This window comes from Anaerococcus sp. Marseille-P3915, assembly GCF_900258475.1.
In the GTDB taxonomy this organism is placed as follows: Bacteria; Bacillota; Clostridia; order Tissierellales; family Peptoniphilaceae; genus Anaerococcus; species Anaerococcus kampingae.
Map to the genome: position 1 here is coordinate 219966 of NZ_LT984888.1, position 21160 is coordinate 241125.

A 21160-nucleotide genomic window follows, 5' to 3' on the forward strand; every position below is an offset into this window, starting at 1 on the left:
ATTTCCTTTCTATTATTATAAAAATTATTGAATAAATTCATACCCTTCTTTATACCAGTTATTAGCCTTTATGTCAATCTATTAGAATGTTTGGTAAATTTAGTTAATAAAAAACAAGCCCCGAATGGAGCTTGTCATCTTATAAATTTAGGCATATTTGGTCAGCCTCTCACAAATCCTTGCCAAAGTCTACAAAGACACCATCTTCCACAAGGATTTCACTAGCATCCTCATGGCCATAAATTACTGCATTTATAAATTTTTTTTAATTAAATCAATCTATGTAAAATATTTATATATTTATTATATCAAAAAAGAGCGAGTCTATGCTCGCCCCTTTCTTTGAGATTTAATATTTTGGCCTAGCCTTATAAGAAGTGTGTAAAAGCTTGTGGGCCTTTTCTGAGCCTGGCTTTTCTAAGAATTCTTGGTAGAGGATTTTTATGGATGGGTTTTCGTGAGACTTTCTTAGGGTCTTTTTCCTATCGATTCCATAAAGGCCCTCGGCTCGTTTTTTGATAATGCTTAGATCACCCTTGTGGAAAGGCTGGCCGCCCCCTGCTACGCATCCTCCAGGACAAGCCATAACTTCGATGGCATGGATATTTTCCTCGCCAGCTCTTATCTTTTCTAAAAGCCTTCTGGTATTGCCCAGACCGCTTACTACCGCTATGTTAAGCTCTTTTTCGCCGATTTTTACGCTAGCCTTCTTACTTCCCCTAAGACCTCTGAGGTCTTCAAATTCAACTTTTTCAAGAGATTCGCCTGTGATGGTGTCGGCAGCAGTTCTTAGGGCTGCTTCAATCACACCACCGCTTGCTCCAAAGATGGTTCCTGCTCCTGTTGATTCTCCCAAAGGATTATCAAAGTCGTCTTCGTCTAGATTTACAAGGTCAATCCCGCTTTCCTTGATCATGCCCGCAAGCTCTCTGGTACTTATGACTATATCAACATCAGAAAGGCCCTCGTTATAAAGCTCATCCCTCTTTGCCTCGTATTTTTTGGCTATACATGGCATAACTGAGACAACTGTCATGTTTTCAGGCCTTATTCCGATCTTCTTAGCATAATAGGATTTAGCAATGGCCCCAAACATTTCGTGCGGACTCTTGCAGGATGATGGGATGTCGATTAGGTCTGAAAATTGGCTTTCCATGAAATTTACCCAGCCTGGACAGCAAGAGGTAAGGATTGGGAGCTTGCCATGACCATTAAGCCTTTCGACAAGCTCGTTGGCTTCTTCCATGATGGTTAAGTCTGCTGCAAAATTTGTATCAAAAACCTTGTCAAAGCCTAGTTTTCTGAGAGCTGTGACCATTTTTCCTGTCATAGGTTTGCCGGGTTCTTCTCCAAATTCTTCTCCAAGAGCCACTCTAACAGCTGGAGCCACCTGGACAATGACCATCTTCTCATCATCCTTCTTATGTAAGATTTTCCAGAGGTCGGCCACATTTGACTTTTCTGTAAGGGCACCTGTTGGGCAGACTGCCAGGCACTGGCCGCAGAAGGTGCAGGTTGTCTCAAACATTGGTCTGTTAAAGGCAGAGCCCACATGGGTCTTAAAACCACGGCCAATTTCTGCAAGGGCGCCCACAGTTTGGACCTCGTTGCACATGTTCTCGCAGCGCTTGCAAAGGATGCACTTGTTTGGGTCCCTGACTAGGGAATAGGAAGAGGCATCTATTGGTAGGTTTTTCTTCTCGCCTGGATATTTTATCTCCCTTATATTTAAGTCGCTTGCAAGCTTTTGGAGCTGGCAATTGAGATTTTTGGCACATTTTAGGCAATCATTTGGATGGTCAGAAAGTAAAAGCTCGACAATTACCCTCCTAGCCCTGACAACTCTGCTTGAATCTGTAGAAATTTCCATCCCGTCCTTAACAAAGGTCGCACAGGAAGGTACTAGCTTATCTTTTTTCAAATCTTCCACCAAACACACCCTGCAGGAGGCGATTTTATTTATGAAATTCACTCCGGATAAATCCATGTGGCAAAGGGTAGGAATCTTTATATTTAGCCTTCTAGCGGCCTCTAAGATTGTGGTTTTTTCTCTGACTTCTATTTCTTTATTATTGATTAAAATCTTTGGCATATTTCCTCCTATCCTAGGCTAATGGCAGAAACTGGACAGTTGGCCATACAAGTTCCACACTTGATGCAGACATCTTGGTTGATTACATGCTTAGTCTTTTTCTCTCCACTAATAGCTTCTACAGGACAAGATCTAGCACACTTGCCACAACCGATGCACTTATCTGTGATATGGTATTTTAAAAGGTCCTTGCACCTGCCAGCAGGGCAAGTTTTATCGCCCGTAACATGGGCAAGGTATTCATCGTAGAAATAGTGGAGGGTAGATAAGACTGGATTTGGACTAGCTTGGCCAAGGCCGCAAAGGCTAGCATCAGAGATAATTTCTGATAATTCCTTAAGCTTATCTAAAGTTTCGACACTTGCCTTACCAGATGTGACTAAATCAAGCATCTCAAGGAGTCTTTTGTTTCCAATCCTACAAGGGGTGCACTTGCCGCAAGATTCATCGCAAGAAAATTCTAGGAAAAACCTTGCCACATCGACCATACAATCAGTCTCATCCATTACAACCATGCCGCCAGAGCCCATGATTGAGCCGATGGCCTTGAGAGATTCAAAGTCACAAGCTGTATCAAAAAGTCTTTTCGGTATGCAGCCGCCAGATGGGCCACCGGTTTGGACAGCCTTAGCCTCCCTGTCATCGGTGATTCCACAGCCTATGTCATAGACAATGGTCCTAATAGGAGTGCCCATGGCTACTTCTACCAGGCCAGAATTCTTGACCTTGCCTGAGAGGGCAAAGACCTTAGTGCCTGGAGAATTTTCTGTCCCGTAGGCTCTGAAATAATCTGCTCCCCTTAGGATGATTTGTGCCACATTGGCAAGGGTTTCGACGTTATTAATTACAGTTGGCTTTCCCCAAAGACCCCTGACTGTGGTCCTATATTCCTTATTTCTAGGCTGGCCACGCTTGCCTTCGATTGATTCCATAAGGGCGGTACCTTCGCCGCAAACAAAGGCCCCAGCCCCTAGTCTTAGCTCTATATCAAAGGAGAAATCAGAACCCATTATATTATCTCCCAAGAGATTTAAGTCTTTAGCAGCCTTGATGGCTATATCTAGAGCTTTGACAGCCTTTGGATATTCTGCCCTAACATAGATAAAGCCCTTATTTGACCCCACAGCGTAGCCGGCTATGGCCATAGCTTCAAGGACGGAGTGGGGGTCATATTCAAGGACAGACCTATCCATAAAGGCACCAGGATCGCCCTCATCGGCATTGCATATTATGTATTTGGTAGGGTTATCTTGCCTAAAGGCTGTATCCCATTTGCGACCAGCTGGAAAACCAGCCCCACCACGACCCCTTAGGCCAGAATCTGTAATGACCTGGATAATTTCTGCCCTATCCATTTCAAAAAGTGCCTTGGCAAGGGCAAAATAGCCATCACGGCCTATGTATTCTTCAATGTCAGCAGGATTGATTATGCCGCAGTTTCTAAGGACAAGCCTTACTTGCTTTTCGTAAAAATCTCCCCTAAGCCTTATATCTTCGCCATTTATTTCGTAAGAGTCATCGTCTTTTATCCTGGAAATAAGCCTAGCAAGGCCTCTTTCTTTTATTTTATTAAGGTCAACTTTCATAAACTTCCCCCAAGGTCTCCGCAATTATTTCATCTGCCATAGATGGGTCAGCCTGGCTAATAATCCTGTCATTGTCGATGCTAACAACAGGTGCCTTGCCGCATTCGCCAATACATCTGGCCTCCACAAGCGAAATCTTGCCATCAGGTGTAGTCTCGCCCACTCCTATGCCAAGTTTTTTAGAAAGCTCTGCCAAAATCTTATCAGAACCTTTGACATAGCAGGCTGTGCCTAGGCATACACAAATCTCATGGTCTCCCTTAGGGATTAGAGAAAATTGAGAATAGAAGGTTGCAACTCCGTAGATTTCTGAAGAGTGGACCCCCATCTTAAGGGCCATCATGTCAACGATTTCTTCAGGTATGTAGGTAAAAAGCTCCTGGGCCTTTTGAAGGATTGGCATAATAGCTCCCTTCCTATCCTTGTTATCTTCTAAGAAGGTTAAAAACTCATCGAGCTTAGCCTGATCTTTTTTTAAACAAAATCCCATAGACAAACTCCTTTCATCATATTCTTAATTTCATTGTATCATATTAAAAGTCTTATGAAAACTATTTCATTATATATTATTTTAATCACTAGGATTGTTATTATAATAGAACCTTAGAATACATAGATAAATAAATAACGATTTCATAAAAGGAAAAGAAAAAAGCAGGATAACTCCTGCTTTGATTTAAGTTTAAATTGTTTGTAATAGATTTCTCCGCTCGCTTTGCTCGGTCGAAAAAAGGGGTGTGGTGCTTTGCTTGGTCGAAAAATGATTTTTAGTTTATTTTTATAAAGTTATTTACTTCTCTATATCTTTAAGCAAAATTACCATTCACAAAGATTGGGTATTCTTTTCCGTCCTTGTATCCTTTTATTTCTAGATCGCTTGTTCCTACCATGAAGTCTTCGTGGATTAGGGAATCATTTAGGCCGGCGCTTTTTACCTCATTATCAGCTAATTCTGTTCCTCCCTTAACGCAGGTAGGGTAGGCCTTGCCTAGGGCGAAGTGGCAGGAGGCATTTTCGTCAAATAGGGTGTTGTAAAATAAGATATTTGAGTTAGAAATTGGGCTATCATAAGGCACTAGGGCGATTTCACCTAGGTATTTTGAGCCCTCATCAGAATCTAGCATCTTAGCTAGGGTATCCTTGCCTTCCTTAGCATCAAAATCAATAACCTTTCCATCTTTGAAGGTAAATTCAAAATTATTTATAACTACGCCATTATAAATAAGTGGCTTAGATGCGACAAGTCTGCCGTCTACGCCGTCATATTGTGGGGCTGTAAAGACTTCTTCTGTTGGCATATTTGGTATGAAGGCATCTCCCTTGGCATTGGTAGATCCTGCACTCATCCAGATGTGGTCTTTTGGTAATTTAACCTTAAGATCTGTGCCATTGGCTGCCTTATAGGTCACATAGTCAAATTGGTGGCTGTTTAAAAATTCTGCCTTTTCATTTAAAGTAGCTATGTGATTTTCCCAATTGGCCTTTGTTTCTTCCCAAGAATCAGCTACTCTAGACACATCAAGGATGACTTCCCAAAGCCTATTTACAGCTTCTTCACCCTTAAGGTCAGCAAAGACCTTTTCTGCCCATTTTACTGATGGAACAGAGATAACAAGCCAAGATACAATGTCATTCATGGTGTATTTTACAAAGTCTTTCATCTTTAGGGAACGAGATCTGATAGCCTCAGAAATCTTTGCCTCATCAAGGCCAGCCAAGAGGTCTGGGTCTTCAGAAACTATAGATATCCTATTTGACTTCTTCTCAGCTATCTGGTAGCGGCTCTTTTCAACCACCCAGTCAGGCACTTCGTTAAGAGTCTCCTGGCTTTCATATTCGTAGGAAAGTCTAGTAAGGGTATCATCAACCCAATTTATAGACACCTTGCGAGCTCCCTTTTCATAAGCAGCCTTAGTCATAAGACGGGCAAGTTCAGGTGCTTCCACAGGGCTAGTAATTAAAACATCCTCGCCCTCTTGCACATTAACACCAAACTCAACAGCAAGCCTGGCAAAATTTTCAATTCTTTTATTCATAATCTTCTCCTAACATATTAATCTAATCTAACTATACCTTTTCTAACATGGATATGGGAAGCCTCAAGACAAAGCCCAAATCCATCCCACTCATCTCGAACGAAGTGAGAGAACTTATGGGTATCTATATCAAAGGTTTTGTAAGTTCATCGTCATTAGCAATGTCCTATCACACAAAAAAGACGAGCGTAGGGGCTCGTCTTTTTTTGGTTGAGACCATGCAATATTCTTGGAATTCATGGTTGATGTTAATATACCAACATTTAAGAAAAATTAAATAACAAAGTCGATTAGAAAAACCATCCCCATCTCCCAGACAAAGCCCAAAGCCCGCCCACCCATCTCGAACGAAGTGAGAGATCTCATGGTTATCTATATTAAGGGTTTTGTAATTACATCGTCATTAGGAATATATCGAAAATTCTAAAAATTATCCTCAATCAATAATCAAACCCTATCTCCCAAAACAAAGCCCAAAGCCCGTCCACCCATCTCGAACGAAGTGAGAGATCTCATGGTTTTTTATATCAAGGGTTTTGCAATTACATCGTCATTAGCTCACTACTTCCTACAAAAAACCTTTTAATAGTAAAAATCTTTATCAAAGCCAAGAAAGGGATATAATATAAATAACTTAGAAAAGATTTATTAGGTAAATTTTAAAAGGAAGGTAATCTTTTTGCTAATAATGCTCCTATTCGTCGCGTCATTAGCAAAAAATTACATAAGGTTTCTCATTTGTTTTTCTTCGCACTTCGTGCTTGATAAACTGTGAGAACCATAAAAATTTTACCTATAAAACAAAGCACCCCAGCTAGGGCTGGGGTGTAAGGAACGTAATGTTTCTCATCAATCTAGTCTTCGTGCTTCGCACTCGACTATATTGTGAGAACCATAAAAATTTTATCTATAAAATTTTTATTACCATTAAGGAGGATTAACATGAAAAAAAGAAACGAAGTTGACCCAAAGGAAATTTGGGCTATTGAAGATTTATATGCTACAGATGAAGCCTTTTATGCTGATATAAAAAAACTTGGCGATATGGCTGATAAATTCAAGGAAGATTTCAAAGACCTAAAGACTGCTGATGATGTTTATAAGTCCCTTGAGGCCTATGCTGAGATTTCTGGCCTTACAGATAGGCTTGGCACTTTTTCTGGAATTTCTAAGGAAACAGACGCCACAGATGATGCCATGGCCAAAAGAGATGCCAAATTTGGCAGCGAATATGCAAAAATTGCGGCCACACTCTCTTTTTATGATTCAGCCTTAGTCAAGGTTGACCCAAAAATCCTAGACCAAGTGGCCAAAGACCACCCAGGCTATGAATATTACCTAAAAAGAGTGAAGGATGAGGCCAAATACCTATTAGATGAGAAGACAGAAGCAGCCCTTGCAGCCCTTGCCCCAACCTTTGATGCCCCATATGTAAACTACAATGACATGCGCTATGGGGATATGGAATTTGAAAATATAAATTACAAGGGCGAGGAAGTTGTCCTAAACCACAACACCTTTGAGGAATACCTAGAAGGCGAGACCGACACAGAGCTTAGACGTAAGGCCTTTGCAGATTATCACAAGGTCCTAGGAGCCTATCAAAACGCAGACGCATCAGTCTACAACACCCTTATCCAAAACGAAAAAATCATGGCAGACCTTCGTGGTTACAAGTCAGTTTTCCATTATCTCTTAGCTCGCCAAGATGTGGACTTTGATATTTATGAAAACCACATCGACATAATTATGGAAAAACTTGCCCCAATCATGAGAAAATATGCTACAATCATCAAAAATCACTACGGCCTAGATGAAATGACCTATGCAGACCTAAAACTAGCTATAGACCCTGAATATGAGCCACAGGTATCAATTGACCAGGCTAGAGATTATATAGTGGATGGCCTATCACCACTAGGTGAAGAATACATCGGCTACATGAAAAAGGCCTTTGCCGATAAGTGGATAGATTATTCACAAAACATAGGCAAGAGAACCGGTGCCTTCTGTGCATCCCCTTATGGATCCCATCCATTTATCATGACTACTTACAACAATTCCATGAGCCAAGTCATGACCCTCGCCCACGAACTAGGTCACGCAGGCCAAGGAATTTTGTCAAATGACAATCAAAATGCCCTATCAAATGACATGTCCATGTACTTTGTAGAAGCTCCATCCACAGCCAATGAAATAACCATGGAAAGATACCTCCTAAAGAAGGCAGAAGACGATAGGGAAAAACTTTGGGTCTTAGCCACAATGATAGGTAAGACCTACTACCACAATTTCGTAACCCACTACCTCGAGGCAGCCTTCCAAAGAGAAGTCTATAGGAGAGTAGATAGGGGAGAAAGCCTAGGAGCAGAAGACTTTAACACTATCTTTAGAGAAAAACTAGAGGAATTCTGGGGGGATTCTGTAAAACTAAACGAGGGAGCAGAACTCACCTGGATGAGACAGCCTCACTACTACATGGGTCTTTACTCCTTCACCTACCAAGCAGGCCTTACAGTAGGAACAGCCATCTCAGAAAAAATAGTCCACGGAACAGAAGAAGACAGAAAAACCTGGCTAGAAGTCCTAAAAATGGGCGGCTCACGTGGTCCAATAGAGCTAGCCAAAGCTGCTGGAGTAGATATGTCCACAACCAAGCCAATAGAAGATGCCATCGACTTTATCGGGGAAATTGTTGATCAGATAGATGAATTGATGGGTAAGCTTGATATGTATAAATAAAGGGGTTTTCCCATCCGAGATAATGGTAGTAAAAACTTTTACTAAAGTATCAGACCTTCCATCAATTTGATTTCATCAAATCGGGATAGGACTTCAGTTTGCAAAGTTTTTACGGTTTTCAAAATTTCTCAAGGTGCAATGCACCGCAGAAGAAATTTATGAAAAACCTTATTTAATTTTGAACTAGCCCGTCCGGCTCGGGGAGGACCGATGTGACGAATAGGAGCATTGATTGTAAAAAGATTACGTTCTCTACAAAATTTTCTCGAAAATTTTGCGTTTATTTGTTTTTAATAACAAATTCTATATCTTTTATATGTTTGCTTTATTTACAATTGAATCTTCGTTTCTAGGGGAGGCCCAAGGACCCTTCCGCATGGGTCCTCATCGGACGGAAACCCGTTTGCTACGCAAACTTCTTCGTGCTACCTCACTATGTTTCCGGCATAAACGCCCCAAATCAAGGGGCGTTTATGTCCCCCTTACACCCCCACTTCGCTACACCCTCCAAGCGGCCCCTTGAGCGGGGAGCATGAGCAGATGTTTGCCTTTGGCAAACTCTCGTTGGATTTGTGGATTGGTCTTCGGAGTTTATGCTAAATTCTGAAAGTGTGTTTTATTAGGCTTTTTAAGAATGTATTTACTTTTACAATGTTTAATAAAGAAACACTTATATTTTTTTGTCATTCTGACGAATGGCATAAGGAAGAATTTCATATAGGCTAGTCATGTAAGCTATTAGTAAAAATAAACATTATCAAAATCTTGCCTCCCTTTTTTTGGGAGGTTTTTGTTTTTTTAAAAATCTTTTTATTTCTTTTAATTCTCTACAACAAAACTTAGAGTAGTATGATAAAAAACTTGTCAATATCTTTAAAATTTGAAAATGGTGTGTTTAGCTCTTTTTCTTGCTTTTTGGTAAAGATGTTCAATAAAACTAAAAAGATATTGAATTAGTGAATTAAAGCGATTGTTAAATTCGTGTTAAGTATTGAAATTAAGAGGGTTTGGTCCTTGAATTGTTTTCCTAATTCCGGTATGATATTTAACATGTAAATTTAGAATTATTTTAATATATATTGCAATAATTAAATGTAGATAAAAGAAAGGAAAGCTATGAATAAGAAACAAAACCTCCTAGCCATAGCCATATCCGCCTCCTTTATTATAGGTGGGGCAAATGTGGCTCAAGCTAGTGAAAACACGACTGCTCCGGTTGTTGAAGAAAACATTACTAGTCAAAACACTCCTAGTGCTGTAAATCAAGATAATCAAGCAGCAAATGTAAATACTCCTCAAGGAAATGATGAAAAAGAGGAAGAAAAGGAAGAAAAACAGACTCCAAATATCAAGCAAGATGCCCAGACCGAAGAAGAAGCTTTTGACATGTCTGATGCAAGTCTTGTTGATGCCCAAGGAGCTGGAGAAGGTGAAGCTGCTAAAGAAGAAGATAAACATATCCAAAAAGCAACTGACCCAAATTATGGTGAAGATGAAGGAAAAATAAAGGACTACAATAAATCTGAACGTTATAAGGAAACGGACCTACAGCCGGGAGATACAAATCAAGAAAGTAATATAACCGATCAAGGTGAAGCAAAAGATGGTTTAGAATTTAATACTAAGAACCCATCCGCAGATACCTCAAGTAAGACTGAATATGGTTACCAAATTACCATAGACAAGAAGACAGGTCAAAGAACCTATACTAAGGTTTATGTTACGGATTCTGGTCTTATACCTGTTGATGAAGGCGAAAAACAAATGATGGACAAAGGGGAGAAATTAACTTCTGAATCTCCTGATGTAACCTATAAGCCAAATGAAAATACAAAAATTACGGCTTCTAGGTCACAAAGAAATTTGAATTATGAGGCCAGTGAAGAAACCTTAAAGCATATAAATAACAAGGATAATGACTTCACTTCTCTTGGCTTTGAAGATAATTACACATCAGACAATCCAAGAGTGAAGTTTTTTAAAGGCAGCTTTGCTTTAGGTTACAAGGTAAACCCATGGCCAAATGAAAATGATAAGCTTGAGCAATTAAAATTAAATGGCCAGTACAATGAAAAGGTCTTTGTCCAAGGTCAAGAAATCGATACAGGTATAAAGGTAGATAATATAGATGAAAGTGCCAAGGAAAGACTAGTCGGTCAAGTCTATAACCCTATTACAGGAAAAGTTGTTCCGGGAGCAAGTGCCTATATTAAAAACGGAACTATCCATATCCAGATGCCAGAAGGCGCCCTAAAGAAGGATAAATCTGGCAAGACTGTTATCAATGACGATTCTATCTTCAATACAGATGACTACAAGGCCCTTCAAAACCTTGATGTCAAATTCTTTGCCCGTCCAAGAACAGCTGAAGAATTTACAAAGATAGCAGAAACACCAGACGAATTTGGTGAAAAAGGAACATACACAGGCTCAGAAGCTGGTACTGCCGACATCAATCATAAGGGAAAAAATGTCACAATCGACAAGCAAGGCATAGACCGCTACGACCACTACAACCTAATTGGTGGATTTAAGCTAAACCTAGATGATACAAGATACTATGACCAATCTTTTGAAGATGAAGACGGAAAAGGTACAGAAGGTAGAACTTATTTAGACGTAAAGCCAGGCAAGGATTTTACAGTTAAAATGTCTAAGCCAACCAAGCCAAGTGAAACTGATAAGTCTGCGGAAGAGATGAATGAAGCTGATAAAAAGGGAGAAGCTTCCGGTAGAATCATTATGGACTTCATCAACAAGGAAAATGAAGGCAAGGCAGAAAAAGATAAGTGGAAATTAGAAGTTGACCCCCATGATATTTCTAAATTTACAGTTAAACCTCCGAAATCCGCCAAGGCTGGAGACTTTATCGCTGTTCCTGTAGAATACACTTACACAAACGGCTCAAAGGACGTTCACTATTTCCATTTTGTAGTTAAAGAATCGACTTATATCAAGCCGGAATACGACGCCCAAGTAAACTTCCCAGTAAATGAACAAACATCAGAGGCCACAGTAGCACAAGATACTAAGAGAATTTCACCGGACCACTATACGCTTCCGGATACTCTAGAAACTGACGAAGCGGGTAACAAGCTAGCTACAGATGATAAGGGAAATAAATGGACTGTAAAAGTTGATGAAAAAACAGGTAAGGTTACTGCGAAACCAGTGGACCCTACAGCATTTGATGGTGGTGAAAAACTTACAGTACCTGTAATATCTCATTATGTAGATAAACAAAAGCCGGGAGAAGACATCACCGAAGAAGCTAATGCCTACTTCGTAATCGAAGAAAAGGCAAATATGACCCCTCGCTACAATGCCAGGGCAGGTAAATCAGGAGATAAGCTTTCTTCAGATGTTATCTTAAATACAGAAGATAAGTACAACAGAAGACCAGGCAAGTACACCCTAGATTCTCCAACATACACAGACGATAAAGGCAATACTTGGAATGTATCTATAGATGAAGAAACAGGTAAGGTAACAGCAACTGTACCAAATGAAGAAGAAGGAAAGAAAATCGACGGAGCCCTCCTAAATGTACCAGTAACAGCCCACTACTATGAAGAAGACGCAGAAGGAAACAAGGTTGAAGCTGGCACAAAGACAACAGAAGTCCAATTTGTGGCCTATGGTACAAATGGAAAAGTTGAAAAAACTGAAGAGATTCCGTTTGACACTATAGTTAAAAAAGATCCTGAACTTAAAAAAGGCGAAATCAAAGTCATAACCGAGGGTGAAAAAGGATCTAAGAAAGTAACCTACACTATCGAAGATTCAAAAATTACAGATACTAAAGAAGAAGAATTAAAAGCACCACAAGAACGCTTAATCCATGTAGGTGAAGGTGTAGCAGATGGCAACCATGAAATAAAAGAAAGTTCAGAAATTGCATTTGAAACAGAAATCCAATTTGATGACTCCTTAGCTCCAGGTGAAACAAAAGTTGAGCAGGAAGGAGAGCTAGGAAAGAAAACTAGGACTACAATAATAAATATTCAAGATGGTAATGTCACAAGTACTGTAGTTGGGGACTATATAGTTAAAAAAGAGCCTGTTAAAAAGATTATCAAAGTAGGTAGAAATACCGAAGGCAAGGTAGAACACAAGGAAGAACTACCATTTAAATATAAGGTTGAAGAAGTAGATACACTTAAAAAGGGTGAATACAAGATTGTAAAACCAGGTAAGGTTGGAACAAAGACAACAACTTGGACAATTAAAAACTCCAAAGTCGATGGTGAACCAACTGTCACAGAAGTTGGCGCAGAAGATGCCCTAATCCAAGTAGGTAAGGGAACTAACGATGGCACTCACGAAGTAAAAGAAAAGAAAAATATAGATTATAAGACAATAATCGAATACGATGAGAACCTAGATGCTGGTCAACAAGAAGTTGTCAAAGAAGGAAATCCAGGAGAACAAGAAAGAACAAATACACTTGTAATCAAGGATGGTCAAGTAACCGAAACTAAAGAAGGCGAATTCAAGACAACTAAGGAAGCAACCGACAGGGTTGTAAAAATCGGTACAAAGCCTATTACCAAGGTAGTAGAAAAACCATTCAATACAGAATATGTCTATGACGAAAATATGGAAGCTGGTAAAACTGAAGAAGTAACACCAGGTAAGAATGGCAAGGTTACTATTACAACATCTTATGATAAGGACCAAAAGAAGGTTGTAACTTCTGAAACAGAAGAAGCTGGCCAAAATAGAGTTGTTAAAATCGGTGGAAAGACTAACGGAACTGAAAAAGTTAAGGAAGAGATTCCATTTGAAGTAGAAGTTAGAAAAGACCCATCACTTAAGAAGGGCGAATGGAAATACGCCAAAGATGATGAAGGCAATGAATTAAGAGGAGAAAAGGGAGAGCAAGAAAAAACTCTAACTATAGAAAACTCCAAGGTTACAAAGACATCTGAACCAACAGTAACTAAAAAAGCTAAAAATGCAGTTGTCTTAGTTGGTGAAGGAACAAATGACGGTACTCATGAAATCAAAGAAAAGAAAGAATTACCTTTCGAAACTAGATATGAATACGATGACTCATTAGAACCAGGCGAAGAAAAAGTTGCTCAAGAAGGTAAGCCAGGACTAAAAGAAAGAACAAACACTCTTGTAATCAAAGATGGCAAAGTTGTTGAAACTAAAGAAGGCGAATTTAAAACTATAACAGAGCCTGAAGAAAGAATTGTAAAAATCGGTAGAAAACCAACCGAAGGTGAAACTACAAAGACAATTGAAAGAGAAATCCCTTATGAAACTAAGGTAATCTATGACGAAAACCTTGAAGCTGGATTCCAAAAGATTGAAAACGAAGGTAAGCCAGGCAAGGAAGAAGTTACAATTACCCAAAAGATAAAAGATTCTAAACCAGATGGAGAAGCAACAGAAACTACAAAAACTATCACAGAAAAAGAAGATAGAGTAGTAAGAATCGGTGTTAAGCCAGTTGTTAAGGAAACTGAACTTGGTCATAATACAGAATACAGACACAACCCAGAGCTTAAAGCTGGCGAAGAGAAGGTAATCGAAGAAGGATCTAAGGGATCTGTAAAATATACCACAACCTTCAATAAGGAAACAGGTAAGCTTGAAGTCAAAGAAGAAAGAACTGAACCAAAGAACAAGGTTGTAGAATATGGTTCTAAGACTGACGGTGAGTTCAAATACGAAAGCGAAAAAGCTTACGACATCATCATTAGAGAAAATCCAAATCTTGAAGCTGGAAAAACTAATGTAATCCAAGAAGGTAAGCCAGGAAAAACTGAAACTACTGTTAAGATAGAAAATAGTAAGGAAGTATCTAGGGATACTAAGACAATCACAGAAAAACAAGATAAGATTATAGAAATCGGAACAAAGAACGTCTGCGAAATCCCACCTGCAAAACCTGATCCAAAAGACCCAAAACCAGAAGAAGATCCAAAGAATCCTCAACCAGAAGGACCAGAGGATCCAAAAAATCCAAAACCAAATGAACCAGGCACACCAGGCGGAAACAAGCCAAACGAACCAGGCACACCAGGTGAGAAACCAAACAAGCCAAATGAACCAGGCACACCAGGTGAGAAACCAAACAAGCCAAACGAACCAGGCACACCAGGTGAGAAACCAAACAAGCCAAACGAGCCAGGCACACCAGGTGAAAAACCAAACAAACCAAACGAGCCGGGCACACCAGGCGAGACACCAAACAAGCCAAATGAACCAGGTACTCCAGGTGAAAAACCAAACAAGCCAAATGAACCAGGCACACCAGGTGAAAAACCAAACAAGCCAAATGAACCAGGCACACCAGGCGAGACACCAAATAGGCCAAATGAGCCAGGTAAGCCAGGTGAATATCCTAAGACTCCACAAGGTCCAAAGGAAGATCCAAAGACTGAGGAAAAAGGAGAAGTAAGTACTCCAGTTGATGATGAAAAACTTTCTAAGAAAGAAAACAAGTCAACAAATCCAAAAACAGGTATAGGATCAGTTGCACCAATAGTCACAAGCATGGGCATATCAATAGCTGGACTTCTTGCAACTAAGAAAAAGAAAAAAGAAGACGAATAAGTTTTCGATTAAAAAAGTAGGTAGGCACTAAGCCTCCTACTTTTTTTGCGTGGAAATTATTAAATTATAAAGCTAAGATCCCCTTTCATTCCGACAGAAAAGCCGCTAGTCTTTGACGAAAAATCTCATAGATATAAGTTTGTAATGGAAAAATCTAAATAATCCCAAATATTCCCACAAAAAATCAGCCTCCAAGCATTTGCCTGGGGCTGATTTTTCTTTAGTAGGTTTTTATTTTGTTTAGTGGGTAGATTCTCATGATGGCTTCGCCCACGAAGTTATCTTTGGAGACTGGGCCGAAGTTTCTGGAGTCGTTGGATTTAACCCTATTATCTCCTACTAGGAAATACTCATCATCTCCTACAAACCAACCTGTCATTTCGCTTGTAGCTTCTGTTTCCATGCCCTCATCTAGGTAGTCTTCTTCTAACTTCTCATCATTTATATAAAAGCTTCCGTCTTTGATCTCGACCATATCTCCTGGTAGACCGATCACTCTTTTGATATAAAGCTTCCAAGGCTCGGTTGGGGAGTGGAAGATGACTATATCGCCTCTCTTATAGCCTTTATTTAGGCTTTGTGGTAGCTTATTTACGACCATGATATCACCTGTGGCGAGTGTGTGGTCCATGGAATGACCTGATACTGCTGTAAGGCCTAGGACGAAGAATTTGATGGCAAAGACTATTAGAAAGATTGCCGCAAAGCTTTTGTAAAATTCCCAAATTCTGCTAAGTAAGCCTTGTTTATTTTTATTATCTTTATTATTTTCCATATTTGTCTCCTATCTTTGGATGAAGTCAACTAAGAGGTCAAATAGGCCCTTGATTGCCTTCTCGTGAGTCCTCTCATAGCCGTGGCTTGCTGCTACACCGCATCCCACTAGGGCGTGCCTATAGTCATAATCACTTGCTACAGCAGCTGATGCATCAGATCCGTAGAATGGGTAAATATCTACTCCGTAGTCTATGCCGACCTTTTTGGCAGTGGCTATTAAATCATTTGTTAGGTCATAATTATAAGGACCTGACGAATCCTTGGCACAAATTGATACCTTAAGCTCATCGCAGGTTAGGTCATCATGGACTACTCCCATATCGACTGCGACCATATCAGAAATGCCAGCAGGGTGTCCAGCACTTGCCCCATGGCCTACTTCTTCATAGACTGTAAACATCATGTATAAAGGACGGTTTATCTTTATATCCTTATCCTTAATTTCCTTGGCTAGGGCAAGGAGGATGCCTGCTGAGGCCTTATCATCTAGGTGGCGGCTTTTGACAAAGCCATTGTCTATCCTAAATCTAGGGTCAAGGGAGATGAAGTCACCATTTTCTATGCCTAGGGCCTGAGTTTCTTCCGCAGAATGGGTGATGGCATCTATTACTACTTCCATGGTTGTGTCATCACGTTTGGCCTCTCTTGGGTCAGATGAGCCGTGGACTGCAGGATTATTTAACCTGCATACTCCTGTGTATTCCTTGCCAGATCTGGTGTGGATTTTGACATTTTCAAATTCTACAAAATTATAAGGAAAACCACCTATTGTAGTTAATTTTAGGGCGCCATTGGCCTTTATTGACCTAACCATAAGGCCTAAAGTATCGACATGGGCTGATAAAAGTAGGCCATTATTTCCTTCCATTTCATTTATTGGGACTATGACATTGCCCTTATTATTTGTGTAAGGCTTATAGCCTAGCTTTTCAAACTCATCGCAAAGGTATTTTGTGGCCTTCATGGTAAAGCCTGTTGGTGATGGGGTATTTACTAAATCTTTTATATAATTTGTGATTGTATTCATATTCTTCCTTTCTTTTCTCGGGTATAATCTAATATAAATACTATATTATAAATTGCGATAAAACCAAAGGAGTTTTATATGAAAAAATACTATTTTAAGGAAAAATTTTTCAAAATCACTGACAAATATTGGATTATGGATGAAAATAATGACAAGGCCTTTTATCTGGACCAAGATTTTACCTTTTTTGGCTACAGGTCAAGGGTTTATGATAGGGATATGAAGGAGGCCTTTAAGGTTGAGAGAAAAATCTTATCCTTTTTGCTTACTTATTTTGTAGATTTTAAGGATGGAAGCCAAATGACTATCAAGTCTAGGCTAAGTTTTTTGAGAAGGAAGGTCGATATAGAGACAGATTTTGGGACCATTAATCTTAAGGGATCTATTTGGGATTATAATTTTGATATAAGTCTTGATGGGAAAAAGATTGGGGAGATTTCTAAGGTATTTTTCGCCATGACTGACCAGTACGAGCTAAGGGTCCTAGATGAAGCTTACACAGAAGCTATGCTTGCCCTTGTCATTTGCCTAAATAATATCAAGGATAGCGAAGCTGCTGCAGCTGCAAATTCTGCTAATAACTAGGAGGACTTATGATATTTATCTTAGCGGGGGTTTTTGCCCTCTTAGGTCTTTATAACCTCTATCTTTTTTCTGGGATTGAAATTAGGGTCAAGTTTACCAAGGTGGACCTTGCAGTCTATCTAATGATGATAGTCATGTTTGCCATCTACCAGTGGGTTTTTAAGCCTTATATTATAAACACCCTAGCCATTGGCCTTGCCATAATTTTTTGGAACTATTCGGGCATAATTGCCAGGGGTTTTAGCAAGGATTTTCTTTATACCAATAAGCTTAATCCCTTTCTTAATAAAAAAGTAAAGCTTGATGAGATTAAGTCTGTGACCTTATCAAGGGCTGAGAAAAACCTCCTCTTGATAGTAAATTTCAAGGAGGCCAACGCCCAGGATAATATGAGATTTGCCTATAAGAAGGAAAAGGACCTTATTAAGCTTCTTAAGGGGCAAAAAGTAAATGTGATTAATTAGAAAAACAAAACACCTAGAAGGAGCAAAGTCCTTAGCTAGGTGTTTTTGTTTTGAATTTTAGCGGCCGCCGCCACCTCCACCACCGAAGGATCCGCCTCCTCCGCCTACTGATGTGGCACCTCCAAAGCCTGCATTTGAAAAGCCGGTAGCCTCACCATAAGATTGGTTGATGGATTTTGAAAAACCTCTGGAGTTTGAAAATAAATATGGGTAGTAGATGAAATTATTCATATAATAGTCATCTCTTTCTACTATTTTTTCAAAGCTTTCACCAAGGCTTAGGATTTGGGCATAGACTAGAAAGCCCTTCCACTTAGGCATCTCTGCTTGGCTTTTTTCTCCAACAAGCTCGTAGTTTGCAAGATAGTTTTTAAACTTGCATAGGTCTTCATAAAGTTCGATGCCCTTTTGGGTCAATCTTAGCTCTGTCCCTGTCCTTGATGAAGATAGGAAGGTCTTTTCGTACTCATAGTCTTCGATGTAGCCCTTTTCCTTGAGGGTCGCAAGAGAAAGGTCTTCTAGGTCCTCATAGAAATTATCGAGGACGTCCTTATTTTTTTCTAGGTATTTTTGGTAGGCATAATCTGTAAGGAAGCCATCATGGCTTCTTAGACTTGCCTTATAGAGAGTGTCGAAATATTTGCCCTCAAGGGCTCCCATGTTGTCTGGTCTTTCTAGGATTTTGATTTTCTTTTCACTAACTAGTCCATACTTATCCTCGCCCAGGTCGATTTTTTTAGCAAGGGCCCATTTGAGGATAAAGGCATTTACATAGTCTTCGGCTAGACTTATGGAATTGATGTAGGTCTTTTCTATAATAAAGGCCAAGTCTTCGATGTGGCCATCATAAGGGATGTTTTTTAAATATTCCCTGCCAAAGTCCTTTGGCTTTCTAAGGTCTTTAAGATTTACTATTCTTTTTTCAGAAAATGATAACTTAGAGGCACGAATTCCTGCAAAGGCTCCTGCTAATCCAAGGGCACTAGCAAGACCTATTAGAATTTTAGCCCAAACTGGCATTGGTGGCTTGTAGGCCTTGCCTTGGTTTTCTTCCCATTTAGACCCCTTCACAGCCTGGTCGGCATAATCTTTGAAATTCTTATCTTCCCTGTAGGAAGTAGCAAAAGTCCCTTTTGGAAATTTGATCATGACTGTGGCATAGTCAATGCCTCCAGTAGAATTAAGTTCTATGACCCCGTCCTTATTTTCTATATGACCCCTAAGGCCAAAGCCCCAAAACTTCACATCCCTTTCTATTGGCTTGTAGGAGGTGATTTTGATATTTACTTTTTCTGGCATGGGATCAAAGTCATCTCCCACAAATTTGAAAAAGACCATGTCAGCATCATTTAGGCCGATAGCTAGGGGGCTTATCTTGTATTTTAGGTCGTAGACATTATCCTCATACTTGCTTATGCCCCAGCAAAGCTCGTATCCATCGTCTTTTTGGACTGTGCCGTAGCGGAAGGCCTTTTCTTCAAAGGACTTGTCAATATCCCAAGGGTCGGCTTTTTCAAAATCCTTGCCAAAGGCTGAGACGGAAAAATCTTCGATTTTAAGGCCCCTTAAGTTATTTATGGCCTTGTATCTTTCTGTATAGTCTGTGTCATTTTCTTCTATATGCCAAGTTTCTTTTATAGAGCCGATTCCCTTTTCATCGAGCTTTGCCTCTATATTTATTTCCTTAAATTCATCTGCCAAGGCCTCTTTGGGCAGGAAAATCATTAGGCTCATGGCAATTATTGTAAGTAGCTTTTTCATGGTCGTCCTTTCTTTGTGTCTTCTTATATATTATTTTACCCAGAATGAAAATTTTTGTATTAATTTTTAACAAATAGCCTTTGACAAATCTATAAAAAACTGTAGAATTTAGCTAGTTACTCCCTTTTCTTTTTATAAAAAGGGGCTTTGTTTAGGAGTTAATATGGAAAAGAATTTTTTATCCAAAATATATGACAATATAACCCACAACCCGCCTATGGTCCTTACCTTGGGCTTTGCCATTGTGATTACAATCGGAGCTTTGCTATTAAGGATGCCATTTTTTTCTCGTAGTGGTAATGAAACGAGCCTTATTGATGCCTTATTTGTGGCAGCTTCTGCTTCTTGTGTTACAGGCCTTACCCCTGTCAATACCTTAGAGCATTGGAATTCTTACGGTCATCTTCTACTTATTGTCCTTATCCAAATTGGAGGCCTGGGGGTGATGAGTATTACCTCGATGATTCCTCTAATTTTGGGCAAGAAAATTGGCCTAAGTTCTAGGCAAATTCTAAAAGAACAGCTCAATGTCGAAAGTCTGGAGGGCATGATTGCCTTATTTAAGTATGTGCTTTTCTTCTCTTTTGGGGTGGAGCTAATCGGGGCTATGATTTTAGCTATCAGATTTGTGCCGATTTTTGGCCTTGCTAAGGGCCTATGGGTTTCTATTTTTCACTCTATATCAGCCTTTTGTAATGCTGGCTTTGATATTTTGGGTGATAGTATCTATCCTTTTAGGGATGATTTGCTTGTAAATTTCACCCTGGATGGCTTAGTTATTATCGGTGGTCTTGGCTTTGTGGTTACAAGTGAGCTTTTTAGGAGGAGGTCTTTTGAAAAGATTTCAACCCACTCTAAGCTTGTCCTAAGCCTTACAGGCATCCTTCTAGCTGTGGGTACCCTTGGATTTTTCATCCTTGAAAAGGACGGGGGAGTCCTTGTTGGGGAGGGCCTTGGAGCATCTCTTACAGAATCCTTCTTCCAATCCACTGTAGCAAGGACTGCAGGCTTTTATTCGGTTAAGCTTGAAAATATCAAGGATTCTACAGCCCTTCTTTTGGCAGGCCTTATGTTTATAGGTGGATCTCCAGGATCTACTGCAGGGGGAATCAAGACTACAACCTTTGGCGTCCTCGTCCTTTCAACTATTGCCGTTATTAGGGGTGAAGATGAGCCGGTTTTATTTAAAAGACACATAGGAGAAGAAACAGTAAGAAAGGCCCTTGCTATCTTTGCTGTTTCTGTGACAATTATCATTTCTGTAAGCTTTATCCTTACCATTACAGAAAAGGCAGGCCTTGTGGAAATTTTCTATGAGACCGTATCAGCCCTTGCCACAGTAGGAGCCAGCATGGGAATAACCTCGAATCTTTCAAATATTGGCAAGATTTTAATAACCATTTGTATGTACCTAGGCAGGATTGGCCCAATGACCATGGCCTTTGCCTTTGGCATGAAGACTAGAAAATCACTAATCAGATATCCAGAAAGTTTTATATCTATAGGATAAAGGAGTAAAT

General features: G+C 39.7%; 12 protein-coding genes. 5 read left to right on the plus strand and 7 right to left on the minus strand.

Annotated features, from left to right (window positions below; translation table 11 throughout):
* Positions 1 to 349: 349 nt before the first annotated feature.
* From C8269_RS08755 to C8269_RS08770, 4 genes are all read right to left on the minus strand, one after another.
* Positions 350 to 2092 (minus strand): NADH-dependent [FeFe] hydrogenase, group A6, encoded by a 1743-nt coding sequence (locus C8269_RS08755; protein WP_106461340.1) that lies wholly within the window; start codon positions 2090 to 2092, stop codon positions 350 to 352.
* 8 nt (positions 2093 to 2100) lie between these two features.
* On the minus strand, positions 2101 to 3678 hold the full coding sequence (locus C8269_RS08760; RefSeq protein WP_106461341.1) for an NADH-ubiquinone oxidoreductase-F iron-sulfur binding region domain-containing protein: 1578 nt from the start codon (positions 3676 to 3678) through the stop codon (positions 2101 to 2103).
* Positions 3668 to 4168, minus strand: coding sequence for an NADH-quinone oxidoreductase subunit NuoE family protein (locus tag C8269_RS08765; protein WP_106461342.1), 501 nt, complete (start codon positions 4166 to 4168; stop codon positions 3668 to 3670). Before C8269_RS08765 ends, C8269_RS08760 begins: the two co-directional genes overlap by 11 nt.
* A gap of 316 nt (positions 4169 to 4484) precedes the next feature.
* On the minus strand, positions 4485 to 5714 hold the full coding sequence (locus tag C8269_RS08770; protein ID WP_106461343.1) for an aminopeptidase: 1230 nt from the start codon (positions 5712 to 5714) through the stop codon (positions 4485 to 4487).
* Between the two features lie 942 nt (positions 5715 to 6656).
* On the opposite strand from C8269_RS08770, the gene pepF reads away from it, so the two are divergent.
* Together pepF and C8269_RS08780 are read left to right on the plus strand one after the other, a co-directional pair.
* Complete coding sequence (pepF, locus tag C8269_RS08775; RefSeq protein WP_106461344.1) at positions 6657 to 8456, plus strand: oligoendopeptidase F; 1800 nt, start codon at positions 6657 to 6659, stop codon at positions 8454 to 8456.
* Between the two features lie 1116 nt (positions 8457 to 9572).
* Positions 9573 to 15026, plus strand: coding sequence for a G5 domain-containing protein (locus tag C8269_RS08780; RefSeq protein ID WP_106461345.1), 5454 nt, complete (start codon positions 9573 to 9575; stop codon positions 15024 to 15026).
* A gap of 220 nt (positions 15027 to 15246) precedes the next feature.
* On the opposite strand, the gene lepB is transcribed toward C8269_RS08780, so the two are convergent.
* A complete protein-coding gene (gene lepB, locus C8269_RS08785; RefSeq protein WP_106461346.1) occupies positions 15247 to 15801 on the minus strand; it encodes a signal peptidase I in 555 nt (184 codons plus the stop codon).
* Between the two features lie 9 nt (positions 15802 to 15810).
* The gene (locus C8269_RS08790; RefSeq protein ID WP_106461347.1) at positions 15811 to 16830 is read right to left on the minus strand and encodes a M42 family metallopeptidase; all 1020 of its coding nucleotides are present in this window, start codon (positions 16828 to 16830) and stop codon (positions 15811 to 15813) included.
* Between the two features lie 78 nt (positions 16831 to 16908).
* On the opposite strand from C8269_RS08790, the gene C8269_RS08795 reads away from it, so the two are divergent.
* Both C8269_RS08795 and C8269_RS08800 read left to right on the plus strand, forming a co-directional pair.
* On the plus strand, positions 16909 to 17415 hold the full coding sequence (locus C8269_RS08795) for an LURP-one-related/scramblase family protein (protein ID WP_106461348.1): 507 nt from the start codon (positions 16909 to 16911) through the stop codon (positions 17413 to 17415).
* Between the two features lie 8 nt (positions 17416 to 17423).
* The gene (locus tag C8269_RS08800) at positions 17424 to 17879 is read left to right on the plus strand and encodes a hypothetical protein (protein WP_106461349.1); all 456 of its coding nucleotides are present in this window, start codon (positions 17424 to 17426) and stop codon (positions 17877 to 17879) included.
* Positions 17880 to 17936: 57 nt separating this feature from the next.
* On the opposite strand, the gene C8269_RS08805 is transcribed toward C8269_RS08800, so the two are convergent.
* Complete coding sequence (locus C8269_RS08805; protein ID WP_106461350.1) at positions 17937 to 19640, minus strand: DUF2207 domain-containing protein; 1704 nt, start codon at positions 19638 to 19640, stop codon at positions 17937 to 17939.
* A gap of 163 nt (positions 19641 to 19803) precedes the next feature.
* Between C8269_RS08805 and C8269_RS08810 the strand changes: the two genes are divergently transcribed.
* Complete coding sequence (locus C8269_RS08810; protein ID WP_106461351.1) at positions 19804 to 21150, plus strand: TrkH family potassium uptake protein; 1347 nt, start codon at positions 19804 to 19806, stop codon at positions 21148 to 21150.
* Positions 21151 to 21160: the final 10 nt, after the last annotated feature.

Bases quoted from the DNA above. Each gene is read 5' to 3' on its own strand.
- C8269_RS08755 (WP_106461340.1), bottom strand. From the start codon at position 2,092: ATGCCAAAGATTTTAATCAATAATAAAGAAATAGAAGTCAGAGAAAAA.
- C8269_RS08760 (WP_106461341.1), bottom strand. From the start codon at position 3,678: ATGAAAGTTGACCTTAATAAAATAAAAGAAAGAGGCCTTGCTAGGCTT.
- C8269_RS08765 (WP_106461342.1), bottom strand. From the start codon at position 4,168: ATGGGATTTTGTTTAAAAAAAGATCAGGCTAAGCTCGATGAGTTTTTA.
- C8269_RS08770 (WP_106461343.1), bottom strand. From the start codon at position 5,714: ATGAATAAAAGAATTGAAAATTTTGCCAGGCTTGCTGTTGAGTTTGGT.
- pepF (WP_106461344.1), top strand. From the start codon at position 6,657: ATGAAAAAAAGAAACGAAGTTGACCCAAAGGAAATTTGGGCTATTGAA.
- C8269_RS08780 (WP_106461345.1), top strand. From the start codon at position 9,573: ATGAATAAGAAACAAAACCTCCTAGCCATAGCCATATCCGCCTCCTTT.
- lepB (WP_106461346.1), bottom strand. From the start codon at position 15,801: ATGGAAAATAATAAAGATAATAAAAATAAACAAGGCTTACTTAGCAGA.
- C8269_RS08790 (WP_106461347.1), bottom strand. From the start codon at position 16,830: ATGAATACAATCACAAATTATATAAAAGATTTAGTAAATACCCCATCA.
- C8269_RS08795 (WP_106461348.1), top strand. From the start codon at position 16,909: ATGAAAAAATACTATTTTAAGGAAAAATTTTTCAAAATCACTGACAAA.
- C8269_RS08800 (WP_106461349.1), top strand. From the start codon at position 17,424: ATGATATTTATCTTAGCGGGGGTTTTTGCCCTCTTAGGTCTTTATAAC.
- C8269_RS08805 (WP_106461350.1), bottom strand. From the start codon at position 19,640: ATGAAAAAGCTACTTACAATAATTGCCATGAGCCTAATGATTTTCCTG.
- C8269_RS08810 (WP_106461351.1), top strand. From the start codon at position 19,804: ATGGAAAAGAATTTTTTATCCAAAATATATGACAATATAACCCACAAC.